This is a genomic window from Draconibacterium sediminis, assembly GCF_000949475.1.
Classification (GTDB): Bacteria; Bacteroidota; Bacteroidia; order Bacteroidales; family Prolixibacteraceae; genus Draconibacterium; species Draconibacterium sediminis.
Window position 1 is genome coordinate 236,004 of sequence record NZ_JRHC01000003.1, and the last position, 21,001, is coordinate 257,004.

The window sequence follows — 21,001 nt, forward strand, 5'->3', positions numbered from 1 at the left end:
ATTTAAATATTTCTTTAAATTGCAGTCACATTAATTAACTACACTATTCCAAAATGATCCTTCTTGAAAATATAAAAGGGAAGAAACTTACCGGTAATGCTTTAAAGAATTATCGCCGGAAAAAGAAGATTCTCAGTCTTTTATATGAAAACGACACACTTTCAGCAACATTTCTTTCCAAACAAATAGGCGTTAGTTTACCTACAGCCATTTCTTTGCTAAAAGATTTAGGGGAAAGTAAACTAGTTGAAGTCAGAGGCAGCGGAGAGTCGAAAGGCGGACGACGCCCAACTTTATTTGGCTTGAAGCGCGACAGCATTTTTGTTATTTCGTGCGAGCTGGGGCGTTTTAACGGAAAAATTGGTGTTTATAATTCACACAACGAACTGGCTGCACCAATTACCGTTGTGGAAACATCAATTGACGATGACGACCTGGTAGATAAACTGTATGCCGAAGCCCGCCACATATTGGAAGTGAATAACATTGATTACAGCCGCGTATTTGCAGTTGGTACAGCTATGCCGGGGCTGGTTGATTCGATTAATGGAATAAACTACACGATAAAGAAAGAGGCATACCGAAATGTTGCCGATCGCTTAAGTATGAAATTCGGCAAAATGGTTTACATCAATAACGATGCCCGAATGGAAGCGTATGGCGAGTTTATTTTTGGTGCCGCAAAAGACCATAACGATGCCGTTATTATAAACTGGAACTGGGGATTGGGAATCGGGCTTATTCTTGGTGGAAAATTGTACAATGGCGCCACCGGTTTTGCCGGCGAATTGTCGCATACCAAGTTTGAAGAAGACGGCGATTTATGTATATGTGGTAAACGAGGTTGTTTAGAGACTGTGGTTTCGGCAAGTGTGCTGATTCAGCGTGCTAAAGATGCCATTTCAGCAGGAAAAATTTCGCAGCTCACCAACCGTTTTCAGTATAAAATAGAAGAACTACAACCCAAAGATGTTATCGATGCTGCAAAACTCGGCGACGAACTGGCTATAACACTTTTAAGCGAGGTCGGCCAGGCTTTGGGCAAAGCACTATCAAATACCATTCAGTTATTAAATCCTGATATAATTGTTATAGGAGGAATTGTATCGCGCGCCAACCAATACATTCTTACACCTATTCAGCAAGCAATTAATCAGCACTGTTTGGAACAAATATCAGGCAACATTGAAATTGTGATTTCCGAAAACTGGGAACAATCCGGTTTATTGGGAATGACAGCAAAACTGTTTCAAAAACTATTCAGCGATATGTATAAATAATTCAAGTATTAATCTATTTCTAGTTCATTTAAATTCAAAATCTATGCGAAAGATTTTTTTGATTTTAGGAATGTGCTTTGCATTACTAGGTAGTGCATACGCGCAGCAAACGGTGACAGGAACAGTTACCGGTGACGATGGCCTCGGGATTCCCGGAGTCTCAGTAGTTGAATCGGGAACTTCGAATGGTACTATCACCGATATTGACGGTGTATACTCCATTACTGTTGCCGACGATGCAACAATCCAGTTTTCTTTTGTGGGAATGCAAACCGTTAATGAAGCCGTTAACGGACGCTCAACAATTGATGTAACAATGGTAGAAAACCAAATTGGTTTGGAAGAAGTTGTTGTTACGGCTTTAGGTATTTCTAAAGAAAAGAAATCGTTGGGTTATGCAGTAACCGAAGTTGGTGGCGACGACATTTCTGTTGTTAAAGACCATAACCCGGCTAACTCATTGGTAGGTAAAGTAGCGGGTGTAGTTGTAACTCAAGGATCAGGTAGCCCGGGTAGTGGCTCGCGTGTGATCATCAGGGGTAACAACTCGATTACCGGAAACAACCAGCCATTAATCGTAGTTGATGGTGTACCAATTGATGCTACCGGATCAAACAGTGGTGGTAGCGTTTATAACAGTACTGTTACTGGTGGTGGTATTACCGATATCAACCCTGACGATATTGAGTCGATCTCGGTATTGAAAGGACCAAACGCGGCAGCATTGTATGGTTCGCGTGCAGGTAATGGTGTACTTTTAATTACAACTAAAAAAGGTACAAAAGGTAAAGGTTTGGGAATCTCAGTAAATTCGAACATTACTTTTGATAACCCAATGTTGTTGCCCGACTATCAGAACGAATACGGTCAGGGTAGCCAGGGTAACGTTCCCGGCAATGTTGAAGATTTGAAAAACTCAACAGGATCGTGGGGACAACGTTTGGATGGCAGCAGCCAAATGTATTACACCGGCGAAGAACGACCTTATATCGCTTATCCTAATAATGTGGAGGATTTCTTCCAGACTGGTGCAAAATACATCAACTCGGTTGCTATTGCAGGTGCAGGAGAAAACCACTCAATTCGTTTCTCGTACACCAACAACAAAACGGAATCAATGATTCCAAATTCAGAATTAAGAAGCCATAACTTTAACCTGCGTGGTGTAGTTGATTTGAACGACAAATTGACACTTGATGCTAAAGCGACTTATTTCTGGCAAGAATTGGAGAATGCAGCCAACCAGGGATCGGAAGGTATTTTGGCTTATGTATATGATATGCCAAGAAGTGTTGACATTGAAGACCTGAAAACCTATCAGAATCCTGAAGAGTCACTGAATTCCATTTCTTACGGTGCGTTGGGAGCTAACCCATATTGGATGCTTTATAACGATTACAGAACTGACCGCAGAGAGCGTATTCTTGGTTTTAGTAAATTAAACTACGAAATTACTCCTTGGTTATCAGCTTTTGCACGTGTGGGTACCGATGTAACTGTTATGAAATCAGAATCGGTAAATCAGCCGGGTCACCACTTTTATACAAGCGGTCGTTTAACATTCAGCAATACACGGGTAACGGAAACCAATGCTGACTTCCTGTTGATGTTTAACAAAGATCTTACTCCCGATTTAAATCTGTCGGTAAATGGCGGTGGTAACCACTCGTATCGTACTTATGAATACCAGAGTATTTACGGTGAGGATTTTAAAATTCCTAGCCGTGCAACAGTTGCAAATACAGTAACCCAACGACCTACTTATACTCCTTTAAGAGAGAAAAAAGTGAATTCACTGTACTTCCAGGCTTCATTATCGTATCGCGATTTTGCTTACCTTGATGTAACAGGACGTAACGACTGGTCGTCGACTTTACCACAAGACAACCGCTCATACTTTTATCCTTCGGTAACAGGTTCGTTATTGCTACAAGATTTTATCGATCCAAATGCGGAAGTATTTAACTTGCTGAAAGTTCGTTCGAGCTGGGCAAACGTGGGTAACGACACCAGTCCTTATCAGTTATATTCATATTACAACCTGGCAAACGACGGTTACCTGGGATTAACTCAGTTATCACGTCCATCGACAAAACCAAACGAAGATTTATTACCTGAGAATATTGCTTCGTTCGAGATTGGTATGGAAGCCAGTATGTTTAATAATCGTATGTTCTTTGATTTCTCGTGGTATAGCATTAAAACTACCGATCAGATATTTAATGTACCGGTTCCTTCATCAACAGGATACGATTTCTTCCTTGAAAATATTGGTGAAACAACCAATAAAGGTGTTGAATTACTGGTAGGAGGTATTCCTGTAAAAACAGGTGATTTTAGCTGGGAAACAAGTTTCAACTTTGCTAAAAACGAGAACAAACTGGTTGAGTTAACTGAAGATCTTGATAGTTATGTCTATAATGAAACAAACTCGGGAAACATTCGTCTGCAAGCCACAGTTGGTGGAGGTTATGGTGATTTATACGGTACAACTTGGAGAACGAATGACGCCGGACAGATCGTGGTAGACGCCAACGGTCGTCCACAGGCCTCGACAGATAAGGTTTATCTTGGTAATGCGCAACCCGACTGGACTGCTGGTTTTACCAATACATTCACTTATAAGGATGTTTCATTACGCTTCCTGATCGACGCACGTGTTGGTGGTAAAATTTACTCGCAAACCAATGCAGCACTTATAAGTAGCGGTGTGGTAAAAGAAACGCTTCAATATCGCGAAGAAGGTATTGTTGTTGATGGTGTTGTTCTTCAGGATGATGATTCATACGTTCAAAACACAACTGAAATCAGTGCCCAGGATTACTGGGGATCGGTATCAGGAATTGCTTCAGAGTATTTGTTTGATCAAACTAACGTACGCTTACGAGAATTGGTACTGTCGTACAAGGTGCCACAATCGTTAATCGGAAATACATTTATTCAAGGTGCCACTATTGGTTTGGTTGGACGTAACTTGTTCTTTATTTATAAAGACATTCCTCATGTTGATCCGGAATCGAGCCTGGGAACAGGTAACAACGGACAGGGTATTTTATCGTACAACTTACCAACGGCAAGAAGTATCGGATTCAACGTAAACATTAAATTTTAAGGAGGGCCGGTAAAATGAAAAATATATTAAAAATATTCGTAATGTTTATAGCGGTATTTTTGCTTAGCAATTGTACCGATGATTTTAACGAAATCAATACAAAACCGGATTCATTTACGGTTGATGAGGTGAGTGCGAAATACTTTTTAACTACTCCTCAGTATCGTTTATATGCACCCGATCGTTATCCATATTGGCGTGCACACTTAATCCATGCCGACCGATATTCAGGTCAGGTATGTTTCGGACACAGTAGCAGTTGGTGGTCGGATGAATTAGGATATTCATATAGCAGCGGTTACACAGATGCATCATGGGATTGGTTATCGGGTTATGTAGGTGGCTTGGATAATTTTATGAAACTTACCGCTGTTGGTGGCGAGTTTGAGAATGAATACATGTATGCAGTAGGCCAAATCATTAAAGGTTTGTATTTCCAGATGTTTACCGATGTGTTCGGTATGATTCCTTACTCGGAAGCGACAAATCCTGATATAGTTCTACCAAAGTTTGATGAGCAGAGTGATATTTACGCGGGAATTATTGCCGAATTGGATGAAGCAATGGCTACAATTGGCGATGCAACTGCAACCGGTGTTGCTGTTGACGATATTGGCGATAACGACTTATATTGTGGTGGCGACCTGCAAAAATGGAAACGTTTGGCAAATACTTTAAAGCTTCGTATTGCAATGCGCGCTTATGGTGCTGCAGGAGCCGGTTTTGCGGAAAGTGCTATTTCTTCAGCATTGAATTCAGATTTGCTTGATGGCGAAAACGACAATATTTTAATGGAGAAAGACGAAGAGATTTCGCAGTGGGGTAGCGCTTGTTACGGCGACGTTTGGTATAACTTTGGTGCCGGTTCAGACTGGACAATGAGTAAAACCATGATCGACCTGTTGCGCGATAACAACGACCCTCGTTTAGCTATTTATGCACAACCCGCAGTTGGAGGAACTCAAACGCTTGAGAAACCAACTGAAGGATCAGAAGTGGAGAATTTTCAAAAACGTGTAGACTTTATTTTGGATGTGCTTACCGATGCAGGAGTTGATTACACAACAACTATTCTTGAAGACGGTAGTATTGAAGTAACTATGCCTGAAAATATGTACTATGTAGGGCAGCCAACCCGCTTAAACGGAAAAATGCATCCTTTTACACGTTACAACTTCTTCTCTAAACCGGCAGAAGTGGTGATCAACAAGAAGAACAACGGCGAAATTCGTGCTGAGTTGATAATGTCTTCAGCTGAATCATATTTCTTGCAAGCTGAAGCTGCTGTAAAAGGAATGGGTACCGGAAGTGCTCAGGATTTATATCAGGAAGGTATTCGCCAAGCCATGAAATTATGGGGTGTTAGCGATGCCGATATCGATACTTACTTAGCCAACGAGGATATGGCAATGTTAACCGGCACGGAAGAGGAAATGCTGGAGAAAATTGCATCACAACGTTGGATTGCCACATTTACCGATGGCTTTGAAGCATGGGCGATTGTTCGCGATATGGGATACCCTGCTGAACTTGCAGCGGGTGTTCAGGATGGTGACATTTTTGGTCTTGGTGACATTAACGGAAATTACCCTGCACGTATGCGTTATGGTAATAGTGTTATTAATACCAACGGTGCCAAATATAATGAGGCAGTTGCTATTCAAGGACCTGATGTACAAAACACAAAATTATGGTGGGCAAAACAGTAACAAGACTGTTTTTTCTACTGATTAAATAGTTTGGTTAGGTTAAACCGTCCTTCATTTATTTGAACGGCGGTTTTTTTTGTTTAACGATTAAGGGTATTTCTGCCGTTGGTTGTCTGGAACAAAACAAAGGTTAGTTTTTATCATAGATAAAGCGTTTGATTAGTAAACCGCCGGTGAAAATATCGGCGGTTTTTCAATTGGAACGAAATTTGCAGGAAACAATCGAACAACAGAAAACAGTTCAATCCTATTGCAAAGAGTAATAGAGTGAGTAAAAAAGAAAGGGCAGTAATTACTGCCCTTTCGAATGTATGGTAGGTTCTGTTTTAAACATCAAGTTGCCCTTCGGCGTTCGCATTCGACAGGTTTCTTACTTTGGTGGTTCCGCCACCTGCCAAAGTAAGTTCAACCGGCTTATTGGTTTTCCAGGCTCCGCGTGTAAAATCGGGCACTTCAATTGGTGCCGATCCGTTGGCAATCGACCACTCGCTAAGCGGAGTTATCGAACTCCACGCTGCCGCATCGTAAACATCCATATCAACCGGAAGGCCGTTGCGCAAACAATCAATCAGGCGCCAGTCCATAATAAAATCCATTCCGCCGTGGCCGCCAACTTGTTTGGCCATTTCGCCAACACGTTTTATAATTTCAGGTTCGTATTTTTCACGAAGTTCTTTCATGCCAGCTTCATCAACCACATCATGACCAAAAGCAATGTGTTGAAGTGGCCATTTTTGGGCAAAACATTTTGTCCCGCTCAACATATGAATACGCGAGTAGGGACGTGGGGAAGAAACATCGTGCTGAATAAGAATAGTGCGACCTTTATTGGTGCGAATCATTTGCATATCCATGTTGCCGCGCATGTCCATTCCTATAAATTTTTCGAAAAACGGATCTTCCTTGGCTTTTTCTTCAATGCGGTTTTTCAGCGTAAAATCGTCAGAGATCATCGCTGTCAGGTAATCCATTTTGTCGCCACGGTTAATATTCATTGCCTGGCAAATTGGTCCCAGTCCATGCGTTGGGTAGACATTCGCTTTACGTTGATTTTCGTACAAACGCCACATTTTGGTGTAGGCTCCGTCAGTCATCTTTTCATCTTGTGGCTTGTTAAAATGCCAGTAATCCAAATCATGGATATAAGCACCTTCACCATGAATTAAATCGCCAAAAACACCCTGGCGAACCATGTTTAGCGTAAGTAATTCAAAAAAGTCGTAACAGCAGTTTTCCAGAATCACACAGTGTTTTTTTGTACGCTCCGAAGTTTCCACCATTTGCCAGCACTCGTCCATGGTTTTAGCAGCGGATACTTCAAGCGCTGCATGTGCTCCGCCTTCCATGGCAGCCAATCCTACAGGTACGTGCCATTCCCACGGAGTGGCGGTGTAAACGAGGTCGCAAAGGCCACTGTCGCAAAGTTTTTTAAATTCGTTTTCGTCGCCAACAAACTCTTTGGCTTTTGGTAAGCCGGCGTCGCTAAGTATTTTCTGAGCGCCATCAACAGCAGCCTGGCGAATATCGCACAAAGCTGTTATTTCAACGCCCTCAATATAGGTCATTCGTTTTACGGCACCCGAGCCGCGATCACCAATACCCACAAATCCAACACGCACTTTATCGAGTTTTGGTGCGGCATAACCACACATATTAAACTGTTGCGGATTGTTGTTTACGGCTGCATCTTTTATAAACTGCATGGCCGATGGCTCTGCCTGTGGCTGACTGCATGATGTTAGCCCGCCGGCTGCAATTCCTGCTCCAACTGCACCGGTTACTTTAAAGAAATCTCTGCGGTTTGTTTTCATTTTAGTTTCGACTTGTATATTAGTTTTGAAAAAATTACTAAAGATGTTTAAAAGAAAATAAAAATATAATAAAAGACAAGAAGAACAATCAGAAAGGTGAGGCGATTATAAAATCATTCCTTTTTTACTTATATTCGACAACGTATTTCTGTACCAGATCAAAAATATGTTTTATTTGAATTACTCGCTTAGTCTAACTAAAATCAATTAACATGAAACGTTTTCTGTTTTTATGCGCATTCTTAACTGCTTTATTAGTGTCGGAGGCGCAGGAAAGTGTAACCAAACAGGGTTGGAATTTTGGGGCATTGCCGGCCATTACTTTCGATACCGACCTTGGATTTCAGTACGGAGGTTTGGTAAATCTTTACCATTATGGCGACGGAAGCCGCTATCCCAAGTACGATCACAGCATTTATCTCGAAGTGTCGCGATTTACAAAAGGAAGCGGGATTAACCGTTTTAATTACGATTCGGATAAACTGATTCCCGGACTGCAAACATCGGTTGATATTAGTTACCTGAGCGACCGCGCCTACGATTTTTATGGCTTTAACGGTTACGATGCCGTTGTAAACAAAGACTGGTATGATGATGAAGCAGCGGATTACAGAACCCGGATGTTTTACAAATACGACCGCAAACTATTTCGTTTTAAAGTTGATTTGCGCGGAGACCTGGCCGGAGAAAAGTTTGACTGGGTTGGTGGTTTTAACCTCCTGAATTTTAAACTTGGCTACGTTGATATTGAGAAGCTGAATAAAAATAAGGACGATGAAGATATGCTTCCGCCACATGACGAGGCCCCGGGGCTGTATGAAATATACCGGGATTGGGGAATTATTTCGGATGAAGATGCCGATGGTGGTTTTGTGCCAACGGTAAAAGCCGGTATTGTTTACGATACCCGCGATAATATACCTAACCCGATGAAAGGAATGTGGACCGAAGCCGTTTTACTGGCTTCACCCGAGTTTTTGGGAGGTGAGCATAGTTTTACCAAATTATCGCTTATTCACCGCCAGTATTTTACCCTGATTCCTGATGATCTTTCTTTTGCTTACCGCCTGGCTTACCAGACAACGCTTACCGGAGATGTGCCTTTTTACTACCAAACACAATTGATTACTTCGGTAATGAAAAGTTCCACTTCCGAGGGATTGGGAGGAGCCAATTCATTACGCGGAATATTACGAAACCGGGTTGTTGGCGATGCTGTATTTTTAGGAAATGTTGAGGCGCGCTGGAAATTTGCCCGTTTTCAGTTTATGAACAACAACTTTTATATGGGCCTAAATGCTTTTGCTGATTTTGGCCGTGTTACCAATAAAATTGATGTTGATAAGAGTAACATAATTGTTTCGGCCATTTATCCGAGTCCTTTAGATAGTTATTTCGATAACGGTGCCGAAGCCATGCACTATTCATTTGGTTTAGGTCTGCGTGCGGCAATGAACGAAAACTTTATTATTCGTTGCGATTACGGTATGGCTGCCGATGAACGAGATGGCGATTCAGGTATTTACATCGGCTTGAACTACTTATTTTAATCGTTTCTGCAGGTTTTCATTTTGCTGCTGAAAGGTGGTTTTTTATCTCAACGACAAAAAGCCACATCTCAACGAAAAAATTCTTTTGCACGGTTAAAGTCCTGTAAATTTGAGTAAGAATTTAAAAACAATCAAAATGAAAACACGTAATGTTCTGCTCATTGCAATAATTACTCTTCTGTTGTCGGGGTGTGTGGTTTACTCGTTTTACCCTTTGTATACCGAAAGTGATCTGTTTGAAAACGATTTGCTGTTGGGCGAATGGTTTGAAGACGATGATAACGATGTTGTTTTTAGTGGTTCTGACGATTCGTGGAATTTCACCCATCCGTTTGTTGGAGATATAAAAGACAGTATACGCGACAAAAAAAGCTACGTTCTTAGCCTTACTTCAAGCGAGAATGGCATTGTGAAAGAATCGAAATTTGCAGTGCACGTGATTAAACTGGCCGATGAATATTTCCTGGATTTTTACATTGAAGATTACGGTGACGACGATAACATTACCTTAGCCGACCTGCACCTGGTGCCGGTACATACTTTTGCCAAACTATCCGTTTCCGACGATAAACTCGAAATCCGTTGGTTTGATCCGGAGTGGTTGGAAGATTTGATTAAGGAAAACAAGATTAGAATTCATCATGAAGACAACGGCGATTATATTTTACTCACCGCCAAACCTAAGGAATTGCAAAAATTTGTAAGCAAATATGTGGATTCGGAAGAGGCTTTTGAAGATGGATTAGAAGTAGTGTTGTTTCGGAAAAAATGAACAGCTACTTAAAAATCACACTTGGGCGGCTCATAAAAAACAGGGTGTTACAACATATCCTGTTTTGGTGTTTATCGTTTTTAATACTGATGAATGTGTTAAAAGTGTCGGCCGAAGTTAAACAGATCGATGTCATTTACACGGCTGTTTTCCACCTGCCCATTGTTTGTGTGGTTTACCTGAATTTAAAACTGCTTTTTCCGCTACTTTGGGAGCGTGGCAAATATTTTGGCTACGCTGCCGCTGTAATTGCCGCAGTTGTTTTGGGGGCAGGTTTTTACCTGCTTTTATTCGATAACCTGATCGATCACATTTTCAAAGGTTACTATTTTATTGCCTACTACAGCTTTTGGGATATTTCGCTGTTCTTTGCCATTTACCTGTTTATCTCCGGTTTATTACACCTGGCGCGCGGATATTTTCGTGCAGAAGAACTGGAAAAGGAAAAATCGCAGGCCGAGTTAAAAGCTTTGAAATCGCAGATCAACCCGCATTTTCTTTTTAATTCGCTGAACAGTATTTACAGCATGGCCCGAAAAGAAGCGAAAGAAGTGCCGGAAAAAATCGTTCAGCTCAGCGATTTAATGCGTCACATTATTTACGAATCGGATGCAGATTTTATAGCCCTGGAAAAAGAAGTGGAAATGCTGCAAAATTATATCGATATGCAGAACCTTCGGTCAAGGGAAAACAAAATTGTATTCAATACCATTGGTGAGATAAAAGGAAAGAAGATAGCACCCCTGTTGTTTCTCCCTTTTGTTGAGAACAGCTTTAAACACGGAATGAAAGGTGGGGCCGATAATGCTTTTGTAAACATTAAGATTGAAGTAGTGGGGAAGGTTCTTCACTTCGAGGTTGAAAACAGTAAAGGACAGGCAAACGATCCACTTTTGGACAAATACCATGGCATTGGAATCGACAATGTGAAAAAACGCCTGGAAATGATCTATCCCAATCAACACCAGCTGATGATTTCGGACAACGAAGAAACATTTAAAGTACTTTTACAGGTGCATTTGAACTAATTGGTCATGGCAAAAACAAAAACCTTAAACTGTATTATTGTCGACGATGAGCCTTTATCGCAGGATGTGATCCGCGATTTTGTTGAGGCCTGTCCGGAACTGGAACTTGCAGGCGTTTGTAACGATGCATTGGAAGCCGGTCAGTTGTTAAAAGAGAAACACATTGACTTATTGTTTTTAGATATAAACATGCCCAAATTAAGCGGAATCGGTTTTGTGAAAAGTTTAAAAGAACCACCGCTGTTTATTTTGGTTACTGCCTATCCCGAATTTGCTTTGGAAGGTTTTGAGGTTGATGCGGTGGACTATTTACTAAAACCGGTTTCGTTCGAACGGTTCCGAACGGCGGTGAACCGGGCACTCGAACGTTTTTCTTCACGCACAGAGAACATCGGGCAACATTTAATGGTACGTGCCAATAAAAAGGATTACCGGCTTAATTTCGACGAAATAATTTACCTGGAAGCGCAGGGTGATTATGTACGTTTTGTTACCGAAACACAATCGTTATTGGTACACGGACGGTTTAAGGATTTTATTGAGCAATTACCGGAAAACCGATTCGCCCGCATTCATAAATCGTATGTGGTTTCAATTGCCAAAGTGGTTTATCTGGAGGGGAACAGTGTAAAACTCGCCGATGTAAAACTGCCGGTTAGTTTAAGTTTTAAAGAGGCGTTTGTATCAAAACTAAACGCATAAAAAAAGACACAAACCAATAGGAATGTGTCTTTCTGTAAATATCTTTTATTGCTAGAATTTAAATCCTAAAGTAAACATTACGTCGTGAGTTAAACCATCAAAACTGGCGGCTTCCGGTACAGGGTAGTAACCTGATGATGGCGCACTGTATGGAAGTTCGTATTCCATCATATCGGTTAAACGATAGGCAATATCAAAAGTGAAACTGCCAAAACGGTAACCTAAACCTGCTGTGTAAACACTCAATTCGTCGTTCGATTTAAATTGGTCGTTTCCTAACGAAGTGGATTTATATGCAGTTGGATAGTATTCGTAACCGGCACGCAAACTTAAGTTGTCGGTTGCACGCAGTTCGCCACCTACACGGATGTTGCCAACCGATTTGTAGGCATCCTTAATCTCCCGGTTTTCGGTAGAGAATCCGTAGCCATCGCCACCTCTTCTGAGTTTTGCCGTTGAATAATCAACATATTCGTAATCAACACTGATCAATCCTTTTTTTGCAATTACAAAAGCTCCGCTAAATGTAGCACGAAGTGGTGTATGCAATTGATAATCGTAATTATTTAATGGTGAATATCCTGCATCATCAACTACGCCGGCATCTTCAAAATCATTTCTTGAATACATCGATGTATGGAAGAAATCGTGCATGTCGTAGAAAGTAGGCGTGTGGATAGATGCACCCAGACGAACTTCGTTAACCGGTTTGTATATAATTCCGAATTTAAAGTTGTAACCGGTTCCTGTTGTTCTCAGGTAGCTGTCGAATTGCATATCAACAAAGTTTGGAATTACGTTCTGGTCATCCCATTCTTCGTATGTGCTCGATTCGCGGTAATAAATATCTGTCACCCCCAATGTAGCTCCCAAATAAACTTTATGGTTGAAGTTTAATCCAACGGCAAAGTTGTATTCATCTATCGCTCCTTCACGCGAAATGCTTTTGCGTTGCGCTACCGGATGGTTCTGAATATTTTCGTCAAATGGATTAATTTGTATATCGCTTCTCCATAATTCGGCATCTTCATCATAATACATTAAATCGGCACCCGAGTTGTTATCCGAATTGTAATAGGCCAATTCTTCGTAGTAATCGCTCCATCCTGCATTCGGATCTTCTCCATTTGCATTTTCAATCAGGTCGTCCATAAATGAACTTGTAACTCCTGATGCTCCAAACATCGAGTTGCTGTTGAAGTCTTTCAGGCGATTGTAACCAATTCCAAGGTTAACGCTGATCAAACCAACATCGCTGCGCGAAGCCGTTGGAATAACTGTTACATAGCTCAGGTTATTTAAAGCAACGTTGTACTTGTTATCTTCCATTAAGGTATTCATATAGTTACCTTCCGTATTGCCATAAGTGAATTTTGGCGTAACGGTTAATTCCGACGATCGGTAAACTCCCAAACCGGCAGGATTAATACTGATAGAGGTAAAATCTCCGCCTAATGCTCCAAATGCATTACCCATTGCACCGGCACGGGCGGTTCCGCTAACTTGAATGTTGGAATAACGAAGTGCATCGAGCAAGTCTTGTGCCTGCATAAAAAAGGGCATAAATAGAGCCAGTAATAGTATGCTGAAATATTTTTTCATGGCAAATAGTTTTTGTCGTTAATGATCTTTAATACTATCTTCTTCCACCACCACTACGTGATGAACCTCCTGAGCTTCCTGACGAACTGCCGCTGCTTCTGGAGCCGCCGGAAGAGCTACCGCTGCTTCTGTAACTGCTACTGCTGCCACTGCTTCTGTAACTGCTGCTGCTACTGCTTCGGGTAGGAGAGCTGCTGTATGTGCTGCTTGATTTGGTAGAAGACGGTGCACGATATGACCGTGAAGAGCTTCCGCTACTTGAACTACGGTTGTAGGTAGAACTTGAACGATATGATCTGTTGTAAGTTGAAGTCGATTTTGGTGTCGTGTAATCTGAACTTGATCGATTATTGTTCGAAGTAACTACCCGTGGTTTTGTGTAGTTTGTACGTGCATCGCTACTTGGTCGTGTATAGCTTCGGGTTGTTGTTGCCGAACCCGGACGAGTGTAACTTTGTGTACGTGTAGTAGCCGATTTTGATGTAGTTGTTGCCGGACGAGTAGTTGCACTCGTTGTTCTCCTTTGTTCGGTAAGAACTCTTGCGTTATTTGTTCGCGATCTGTCGGATGTAGCCCTGGTTCTGTCGGTAGTTCCCGATTTGGTTACAGTGCTTGATCCGCGTCGGTTGTTACTAGCCGAAACTGCTGCTGCAGATGATGATCTGCGGCTTGCATCGCCACGGTATACATTGGTACCTGTTGAACGGCGTTGGCCATAAGCATAACCTCTTCCGTAATCGTTGTAGTAACCGCCGCCGCCGTAATAGCCGCCGCCGTACCAGCCACCATAGTAGCCTCCGCCGTACCATCCACCGTAATATGGTGGGTAATAACCATAGCCCCAGCCATAATATGGGTAATTCCAACCCCAACCCCAGCCGGAATAGAATCCACCCCAGCCAAGCGACCAGCTAAGTGACCATGAAGGGTAATACCATGACGAGTAATAATAAGGATCGTAGTAAAACGGATCGTAATAACTCCAACTGTCCCAATAGAACGGATCATAGAAGGACGGACGGTGGAAACGACGGATACGGTAAGCGTAATCCAGTTCGTCGCCATCGTAATAGTTGTTTATTACGTATTTCATTTCATCGTCGTTGTAGTATACTGTTGTGTCGCTGCCTTCCAGTTCCATTTGGTCCATGTTGTAGCGCAACACATCGGCATCTTCTTCCGAGCCTTCGAAAATATAGTTGTTCATGGTATTGGTACCATCTTCCCCTTTTTCAATATTGCTGATGATCATGGTGTTGGCCGATTTTTCAACCGGTTGTTCCACAACCTCTTCAACTGCTATCGGAGGAGGAACATCACCCGGATTAAAGTAGATGTCGTCGGAATACGTACCAGACACATATCCTCCCGTCGTACAAGCTCCAAGAATGATAGCCAGTAATCCTAAAAATGTTAATCTTGATTTCATAAGGTATCCTCCGTTTATTTAATGTCAATAATAATTACTTTCTTTGTAAGCTCAAAATTTATAGTAGTAAAAACAAAATCTATACCAAATATTAGATTATGGCGAAAGAATTGACCTCGCGTAGCGAGAATTATTCACAATGGTACCAGGATTTGGTGATTAAAGCAGACCTCGCTGAGAATTCGGCAGTTAGGGGGTGTATGGTGATTAAGCCTTATGGCTACGCCATTTGGGAGAAAATGCAGGCCGAGCTCGACCGTATGTTTAAAGAGACCGGACACGTTAATGCTTATTTCCCGCTTTTTATACCAAAATCTTTTTTTAGTAAAGAAGCCGATCACGTTGAGGGCTTTGCAAAAGAGTGTGCAGTAGTTACACACTACCGATTAAAGAACGATGAGGAGAATGGCGGCGTGGTTGTTGACCCGGATGCCAAACTGGAAGAGGAACTGATTGTACGACCGACTTCTGAAACCATAATCTGGAATACATATAAAAACTGGATACAGTCGTACCGCGACCTGCCAATTCTGGTTAACCAGTGGGCCAATGTTGTGCGTTGGGAAATGCGTACGCGTTTGTTTTTGCGTACTGCCGAGTTTTTGTGGCAGGAAGGTCACACGGCTCACGCCACTAAAGATGAGGCGATTGAGGAGACCGAAAAGATCATTAATGTATATGCTGATTTTGCTGAGAATTTTATGGCTGTTCCGGTTGTAAAAGGTTTAAAATCGGCCAACGAGCGTTTTGCCGGTGCTTTGGAAACGTATTCTATTGAGGCACTAATGCAGGATGGAAAAGCACTTCAGTCAGGAACTTCACACTTCCTGGGGCAGAACTTTGCCAAAGCTTTTGATGTAACTTTTGCCACAAAAGAAGGAAAAGAGGATTACGTTTGGGCAACATCGTGGGGTGTTTCAACCCGTTTGATGGGAGCGTTAATTATGGCGCACTCTGATGACAACGGTTTGGTATTACCTCCAAAATTAGCGCCTTACCAGGTGGTAATTGTTCCGATTTACCGGAAAGAGGAACAACTGGCTGAAATAACTGAAAAGGTGGACGAGATCATCGCCAAATTAAAAGCAAAAGGTATTTCAGTGAAATACGACGACCGTGATACACGTAAACCGGGATGGAAATTTGCGGAATACGAATTAAAAGGTGTTCCGGTACGTTTGGCAATGGGACCACGCGATTTGGAGAACGGAACAGTGGAAGTTGCCCGTCGTGACAACCTGACAAAGGAAGTTACTTCGCTTGACAATATCGACGAGTACGTAGAAAATTTATTGGAAGACATTCAGCAAAATATTTTCAAAAAAGCCTACGATTTCCGTGCTGAAAATACACGCAAAGCTGATACCTGGGAAGAGTTTAAAGAAATATTAACTACAAAAGGTGGTTTTATTTCGGCACACTGGGATGGAACACCAGAAACCGAGGATCTCATTAAAAACGAAACCAAGGCAACTATTCGTTGTATGCCTTTGGAATACGAAGAGGAGGAAGGAAAGTGTATTTACTCGGGTAAACCTTCAAAACGCAGAGTATTGTTCGCATTGGCTTACTAATTCCTGAAAATGAATTAATACTGGAGACATTTCAGTATCGACAATATTAGATAGCAGCTCAAAAGGGCTGCTTTCTTTTTTTTCAGTAATTGTGTACATTTAATACCGATTTAACAACAAAATGTCGCATTCTTTAACTGCGTTCCGAATGCTCCTTTGTTGTAGTATCGTCATTAACCATTGTAATCGTTAAATTTTGATATAGCAATCTAACGAACAATTGGTATAAAAGTTAATATTTACACGCTATGACTGAAAAAGAAGTTCGGGCTTCGTTCCTTGAAGCACTGGTTATCAAATCAACCGTTAAAGAGCAGGTTTACCAAAACACACGGTTAACTTTCACCATTCTCAAGAAGGTGTTGAATCAGCTTGAAAAAGACTACCTAAAGGCGGTAAAGGGAAAGGTGCCCGATGTGGCTTTGCCGCAATACAACGACAGGGGGCCGTTTGAGGTGGAGTTTAAAGTTGGGGGCGATTTGCTCATATTTAGTATGCACTCCAATGTTTTCGAGTTCGACGATAAACACCCGGTTTGGAAAACAAAATACATCGAAGAGGATTCGCTACGTTCGTATTGCGGGGTGATCAACATATATAATTTCCTGGCTGATTCGTTTAAATACAACCGTGTTAACGACATTGGATACCTGGTGGCACGCATTTTTGTCAACAAAGACAAGCACTTTTTCGTTGAAGGAAAGCGGCAGTCGGACGAGGTGGTAAAAGATTTTGCTATCGATACCATTTCGCCCGGATTTATTCGGCAAATTGTTGAAACTGCCATTCAGTACAGTATTGAGTTTGATGCCTTAATGCCGGTTTACGATCAGGTTAAAGTGGCTACGGTCGATCAGATGCGCCAAAAAATGAGTCATTCTAAAATGGTTACAGGCAAACGTTTGGGATTTACCTTTAATTCGGATGATGTTTAGAGCTGGATGCTGGATACTTGATACTAGATATTTGATACTGGATGTGAAAAAAGGATGTCATCTTTTTTTTCAGCGTATAGAAAGATGACATCCCTGAACTCTAGATACTAGATGTTTGATACTGGATGCTGGATGCCAATTTGAAAGCTTTGTCAGTTTTTATCCGGTGTAAAAAATATAAATTTGCACATCACGTTGAAAATAGAATATTTTAAAGTCAGATAACAGAATGGAAAAAGTAGTAGAAAGATTTATCAATTACGCAAAACAATACACCACTTCCGATCCAAAAAGTAAAACATACCCAAGTACCGACCGCCAACTGGTTTTTATGAAAAAACTGGTTGAGGAGTTGAAACAGATTGGACTGAGTGAAGTGGAAATGGACAAATACGGTTATGTAACCGCAACCATCCCGGCAAAGGGCGTTAGTGATTGTCCGGTGGTTGGATTTATTTCGCACGTTGACACCAGCCCTGATTTTTCGGGCGAAAGTGTAGAGCCGCAGATTATAGAGAATTACGACGGCTGTACCATATATCTGAAAAACAAGGTTTGTATCGATCCAAAACAATTTCCTGAGCTGTTGAACTACAAGGGGCAGGATATTATTACCGCCGACGGAACAACGCTGTTGGGTGCCGACGATAAAGCCGGTGTAGCCGAGATTGTTACCGCTGCTGAGCAGTTGTTAAATTCGCCGGATTTAAAGCACGGAAAAATCCGTATAGCTTTTACGCCCGATGAGGAGATTGGTAAAGGAACCGAATTTTTTGATGTGAAAAAATTCGGGGCCGACTTTGCCTACACGCTCGATGGCGGCGAAATTGGCGAGCTGGAGTATGAAAACTTTAATGCCGCCGGAGCTACTATTAAAATTAAAGGATTGAGCGTACATCCGGGTGCCGCCAAAAATAAAATGATCAATGCCTTGTTGGTAGCACATAAATTAATTGCCATGCTGCCACCAACACAGCGTCCGGAACATACCGATAAATATGAAGGTTTTTACCATCTCTTATCAATGAATGGTGGGGTGGATGCAGCAGAATTACTGTACTTTATCCGCGATCACGATAAAACCAAATTTGAAGAGAAAAAGCAGTTTCTTACTGAAGTGGTGAAACTGATCAATATCGAATACGGAAGCGAAGTTGTGGAGATGGAAATGGCCGATCAGTACTACAACATGCGCGAAAAGGTGGAGCCGGTAAAATACATTATTGATATTGCCGAAAGAGCAATGATTGATGCCGGTGTGGAGCCCAAAATAAAAGCCATTCGTGGAGGTACCGATGGCGCACGACTTTCGTACGAAGGACTGCCTTGCCCGAATATTTTTGCCGGGGGGCATAATTTTCACGGGCCGTTTGAGTTTGTGCCAATTCCATCAATGTTAAAATCGGTTGAGGTGATTCTGAACATTGCGCAGGCGGTTGGAAAAGTGAAAAAGTAGAATAACGGCAATCGTATAAAAGCAGTCCATGTTCGATCAATTCATCATCAATAGTAAAGAAAAGCAGCTGATAAAGTCCGGGCAAAAAATATTGCTGGCTATTAGCGGTGGGATCGACAGCATGGTACTGCTGCATTTATTCGAGCGCTCGGAATTTGAATATGGCATTGCCCATTGCAACTTCAGGTTGCGTGGTGATGAGTCGGATGGCGATGAGGCTTTTGTGCGCGAGCAGGTTGAGCAACACGGAACTGCTGCTCATTTTGAAACGTTCGACACCATCGAATACGCATCGCTTAAAGGCATATCTATTGAAATGGCGGCACGCGAGTTACGTTACGGATTTTTCGAGCGCATCCGAAAAGAGTATGAATACGACTGTATTGTAACAGCTCATCATCAGGACGACCTTATCGAGACTTTCTTTTTAAACCTGTCAAGGAAAACCGGCATAAAAGGGCTTACAGGTATAAAAGAGAAAAAGGGGAAACTGATTCGTCCGTTGTTATTCGCCAGTCGCGAAGATATTGAAAGATATGCTGCTGAAAATTCTATTTCCTACCGAGAAGATTCATCGAACAACGAAGTAGTTTACCAACGAAACTTCTTGCGGCATAAAATTCTTCCTTTGTTTTCGGAGTTGAATCCGGCTTTTAAAAAGAATTTCATGGCCAGTGTCGACAATCTAAAAGTGGCATACGATGTATATAAGGATGCTATTGGTGATGAAATACAGGCGGTATTGACCAAAGATAAAGAGCAGTCGGTAATTTCAATTCCGGCATTGCAAAACGCGTCGCATCCAAAGACTGTTTTGCTGGAGATACTTTCGGGTTTTGGTTTTAACGCCAGTGTTGTTGACGCGGTTTTTCAAAGCCTGGATACGCTTTCCGGGAAACAGTTCTTTTCGAAAACTCACCGACTGGTGAAAGACCGCGATGCTTTGTTTATTCAGGAACTCACAAATGATGAAGATCGTGTGTATTACATCGAAGAGGACGACATGGAGTTATTTGCTCCTTTCAATATCTCGATTGAGCGTTTGGTTGCCAAAGATTTTGCAATCATAAAAGAAGCCAATATTGCCTGTATCGATCTGGATGAGGTACAATTTCCGTTGTTGATGCGTAAATGGCAACAAGGTGATTATTTCCAGCCGTTAGGCATGACCGGATTTAAAAAGGTAAGCGATTTTTTTATCGACCGGAAAATGCCATTGCACGAAAAGGAAAATACCTGGCTGTTGTGTAGCGGTAAAAAAATAGTTTGGATTATGGGCCATCGATTGGACAATCGTTTTAAAGTAACACCATCAACAAAACAGGTACTAAAAATTGTAATGGGGTAGAAGCCCTGCATCGGAATTCAGTATCCAATCCCCAATAGGCAATAGGCAATTTCCATTAAGCAATTGGCAGAAACCCCATCTAGAATCTAGCATCCGGTAACCAGCATCGAGCATCCAGTCCCCGAGGGGCACAAAGCATGCCCCTGTTTTTGCAAAGCCATCCCCAAGGGGCACAAAGTAAAAAGATAGGGGCACACGCTTCGCCCCAAGGGCACGATCTGAAAAACCAGGGGGAAATTGTAAAATTCCGGAGGACTAAGGCAGATTGCCAAACGCGCAAAATGCCAAATCTACTCCCTTGAGTGCAAAGCAATCCGGTTGCCCTCGGTATCGATAAGCAAGGCCATAAAACCGTAATCGTCCGAGATTTTTGTTTTGGGCTGCAGCACCTGACCTCCCGCTTCTTCAACGCGCGAAAGTTCGTTGCTCAGGTCGCCCGAGTGCGCGGTAAAATAAATAACCACACCATTGGTTGATGGGGTGTAGTATTCGGGATGGCACACCAGCGATCCGGCGGAACCGTAGGTTTCATCGGTCATCGGAAACCACGCCATATCCAACGGTCCCATTTGATTGCGATCGAGTTTTACATCCAATACCGTTTCGTAAAATTTTATGGCCCGGTCCATGTCGGTTACCGGTACTTCAAACCAGCCTACTGCGTTACTTTGCATAATCGTTCATTTAAAAGGT

15 protein-coding genes are annotated in these 21,001 nt (G+C 42.1%); 11 read left to right on the plus strand and 4 right to left on the minus strand.

Annotated features, from left to right (window positions below; genetic code table 11):
* Positions 1 to 53 precede the first annotated feature (53 nt).
* From LH29_RS13475 to LH29_RS13485, 3 genes are read left to right on the plus strand one after another with little or no spacing between them, the layout of a single operon-like run.
* On the plus strand, positions 54 to 1,280 hold the full coding sequence (locus tag LH29_RS13475) for an ROK family transcriptional regulator (protein ID WP_045030652.1): 1,227 nt from the start codon (positions 54 to 56) through the stop codon (positions 1,278 to 1,280).
* 43 nt (positions 1,281 to 1,323) lie between these two features.
* On the plus strand, positions 1,324 to 4,392 hold the full coding sequence (locus LH29_RS13480; protein WP_045030654.1) for a SusC/RagA family TonB-linked outer membrane protein: 3,069 nt from the start codon (positions 1,324 to 1,326) through the stop codon (positions 4,390 to 4,392).
* 41 nt (positions 4,393 to 4,433) lie between these two features.
* Complete coding sequence (locus LH29_RS13485; RefSeq protein ID WP_232302843.1) at positions 4,434 to 6,101, plus strand: SusD/RagB family nutrient-binding outer membrane lipoprotein; 1,668 nt, start codon at positions 4,434 to 4,436, stop codon at positions 6,099 to 6,101.
* A 326-nt stretch (positions 6,102 to 6,427) separates the two neighbouring features.
* Here LH29_RS13485 and LH29_RS13490 read toward each other — a convergent pair whose 3' ends face one another.
* The gene (locus LH29_RS13490; protein ID WP_045030658.1) at positions 6,428 to 7,912 is read right to left on the minus strand and encodes a Gfo/Idh/MocA family protein; all 1,485 of its coding nucleotides are present in this window, start codon (positions 7,910 to 7,912) and stop codon (positions 6,428 to 6,430) included.
* 212 nt (positions 7,913 to 8,124) lie between these two features.
* Here LH29_RS13490 and omp85 point away from each other — a divergent pair, with 212 nt between their 5' ends.
* From omp85 to LH29_RS13510, 4 genes are all read left to right on the plus strand, one after another.
* Entirely contained in the window at positions 8,125 to 9,462 is a 1,338-nt protein-coding gene (omp85, locus tag LH29_RS13495) for an Omp85 family outer membrane protein (protein WP_045030660.1), read from the plus strand.
* A gap of 136 nt (positions 9,463 to 9,598) precedes the next feature.
* On the plus strand, positions 9,599 to 10,234 hold the full coding sequence (locus tag LH29_RS13500) for a hypothetical protein (RefSeq protein WP_045030662.1): 636 nt from the start codon (positions 9,599 to 9,601) through the stop codon (positions 10,232 to 10,234).
* Positions 10,231 to 11,262, plus strand: coding sequence for a sensor histidine kinase (locus LH29_RS13505; protein ID WP_052670924.1), 1,032 nt, complete (start codon positions 10,231 to 10,233; stop codon positions 11,260 to 11,262). Before LH29_RS13500 ends, LH29_RS13505 begins: the two co-directional genes overlap by 4 nt.
* Positions 11,263 to 11,268: 6 nt before the next feature.
* Positions 11,269 to 11,964, plus strand: a complete 696-nt coding sequence (locus tag LH29_RS13510) for a LytR/AlgR family response regulator transcription factor (RefSeq protein ID WP_045030664.1) — start codon at positions 11,269 to 11,271, stop codon at positions 11,962 to 11,964.
* Between the two features lie 51 nt (positions 11,965 to 12,015).
* On the opposite strand, the gene LH29_RS13515 is transcribed toward LH29_RS13510, so the two are convergent.
* Both LH29_RS13515 and LH29_RS25065 read right to left on the minus strand, forming a co-directional pair.
* On the minus strand, positions 12,016 to 13,566 hold the full coding sequence (locus LH29_RS13515; RefSeq protein WP_082063695.1) for an OmpP1/FadL family transporter: 1,551 nt from the start codon (positions 13,564 to 13,566) through the stop codon (positions 12,016 to 12,018).
* A gap of 34 nt (positions 13,567 to 13,600) precedes the next feature.
* Positions 13,601 to 14,995 carry a hypothetical protein gene (locus LH29_RS25065; RefSeq protein ID WP_052670926.1) on the minus strand — a complete coding sequence of 465 codons (1,395 nt, stop codon included), beginning with the start codon at positions 14,993 to 14,995 and terminating at the stop codon, positions 13,601 to 13,603.
* A 98-nt stretch (positions 14,996 to 15,093) separates the two neighbouring features.
* Here LH29_RS25065 and proS point away from each other — a divergent pair, with 98 nt between their 5' ends.
* The 4 genes from proS (at position 15,094) to tilS (ending at position 20,308) form a co-directional block, all read left to right on the plus strand.
* Positions 15,094 to 16,569: a proline--tRNA ligase gene (proS, locus tag LH29_RS13525; RefSeq protein WP_045030668.1), complete on the plus strand. Its 1,476-nt coding sequence runs from the start codon at positions 15,094 to 15,096 to the stop codon at positions 16,567 to 16,569.
* Positions 16,570 to 16,817: 248 nt separating this feature from the next.
* Entirely contained in the window at positions 16,818 to 17,504 is a 687-nt protein-coding gene (locus LH29_RS13530) for a hypothetical protein (protein ID WP_045030670.1), read from the plus strand.
* A 229-nt stretch (positions 17,505 to 17,733) separates the two neighbouring features.
* Complete coding sequence (pepT, locus tag LH29_RS13535; RefSeq protein ID WP_045030672.1) at positions 17,734 to 18,960, plus strand: peptidase T; 1,227 nt, start codon at positions 17,734 to 17,736, stop codon at positions 18,958 to 18,960.
* 28 nt (positions 18,961 to 18,988) lie between these two features.
* A complete protein-coding gene (gene tilS, locus LH29_RS13540; RefSeq protein WP_045030675.1) occupies positions 18,989 to 20,308 on the plus strand; it encodes a tRNA lysidine(34) synthetase TilS in 1,320 nt (439 codons plus the stop codon).
* Positions 20,309 to 20,598: 290 nt separating this feature from the next.
* Here tilS and LH29_RS13545 read toward each other — a convergent pair whose 3' ends face one another.
* Entirely contained in the window at positions 20,599 to 20,982 is a 384-nt protein-coding gene (locus tag LH29_RS13545) for a VOC family protein (protein WP_045030677.1), read from the minus strand.
* Positions 20,983 to 21,001: the final 19 nt, after the last annotated feature.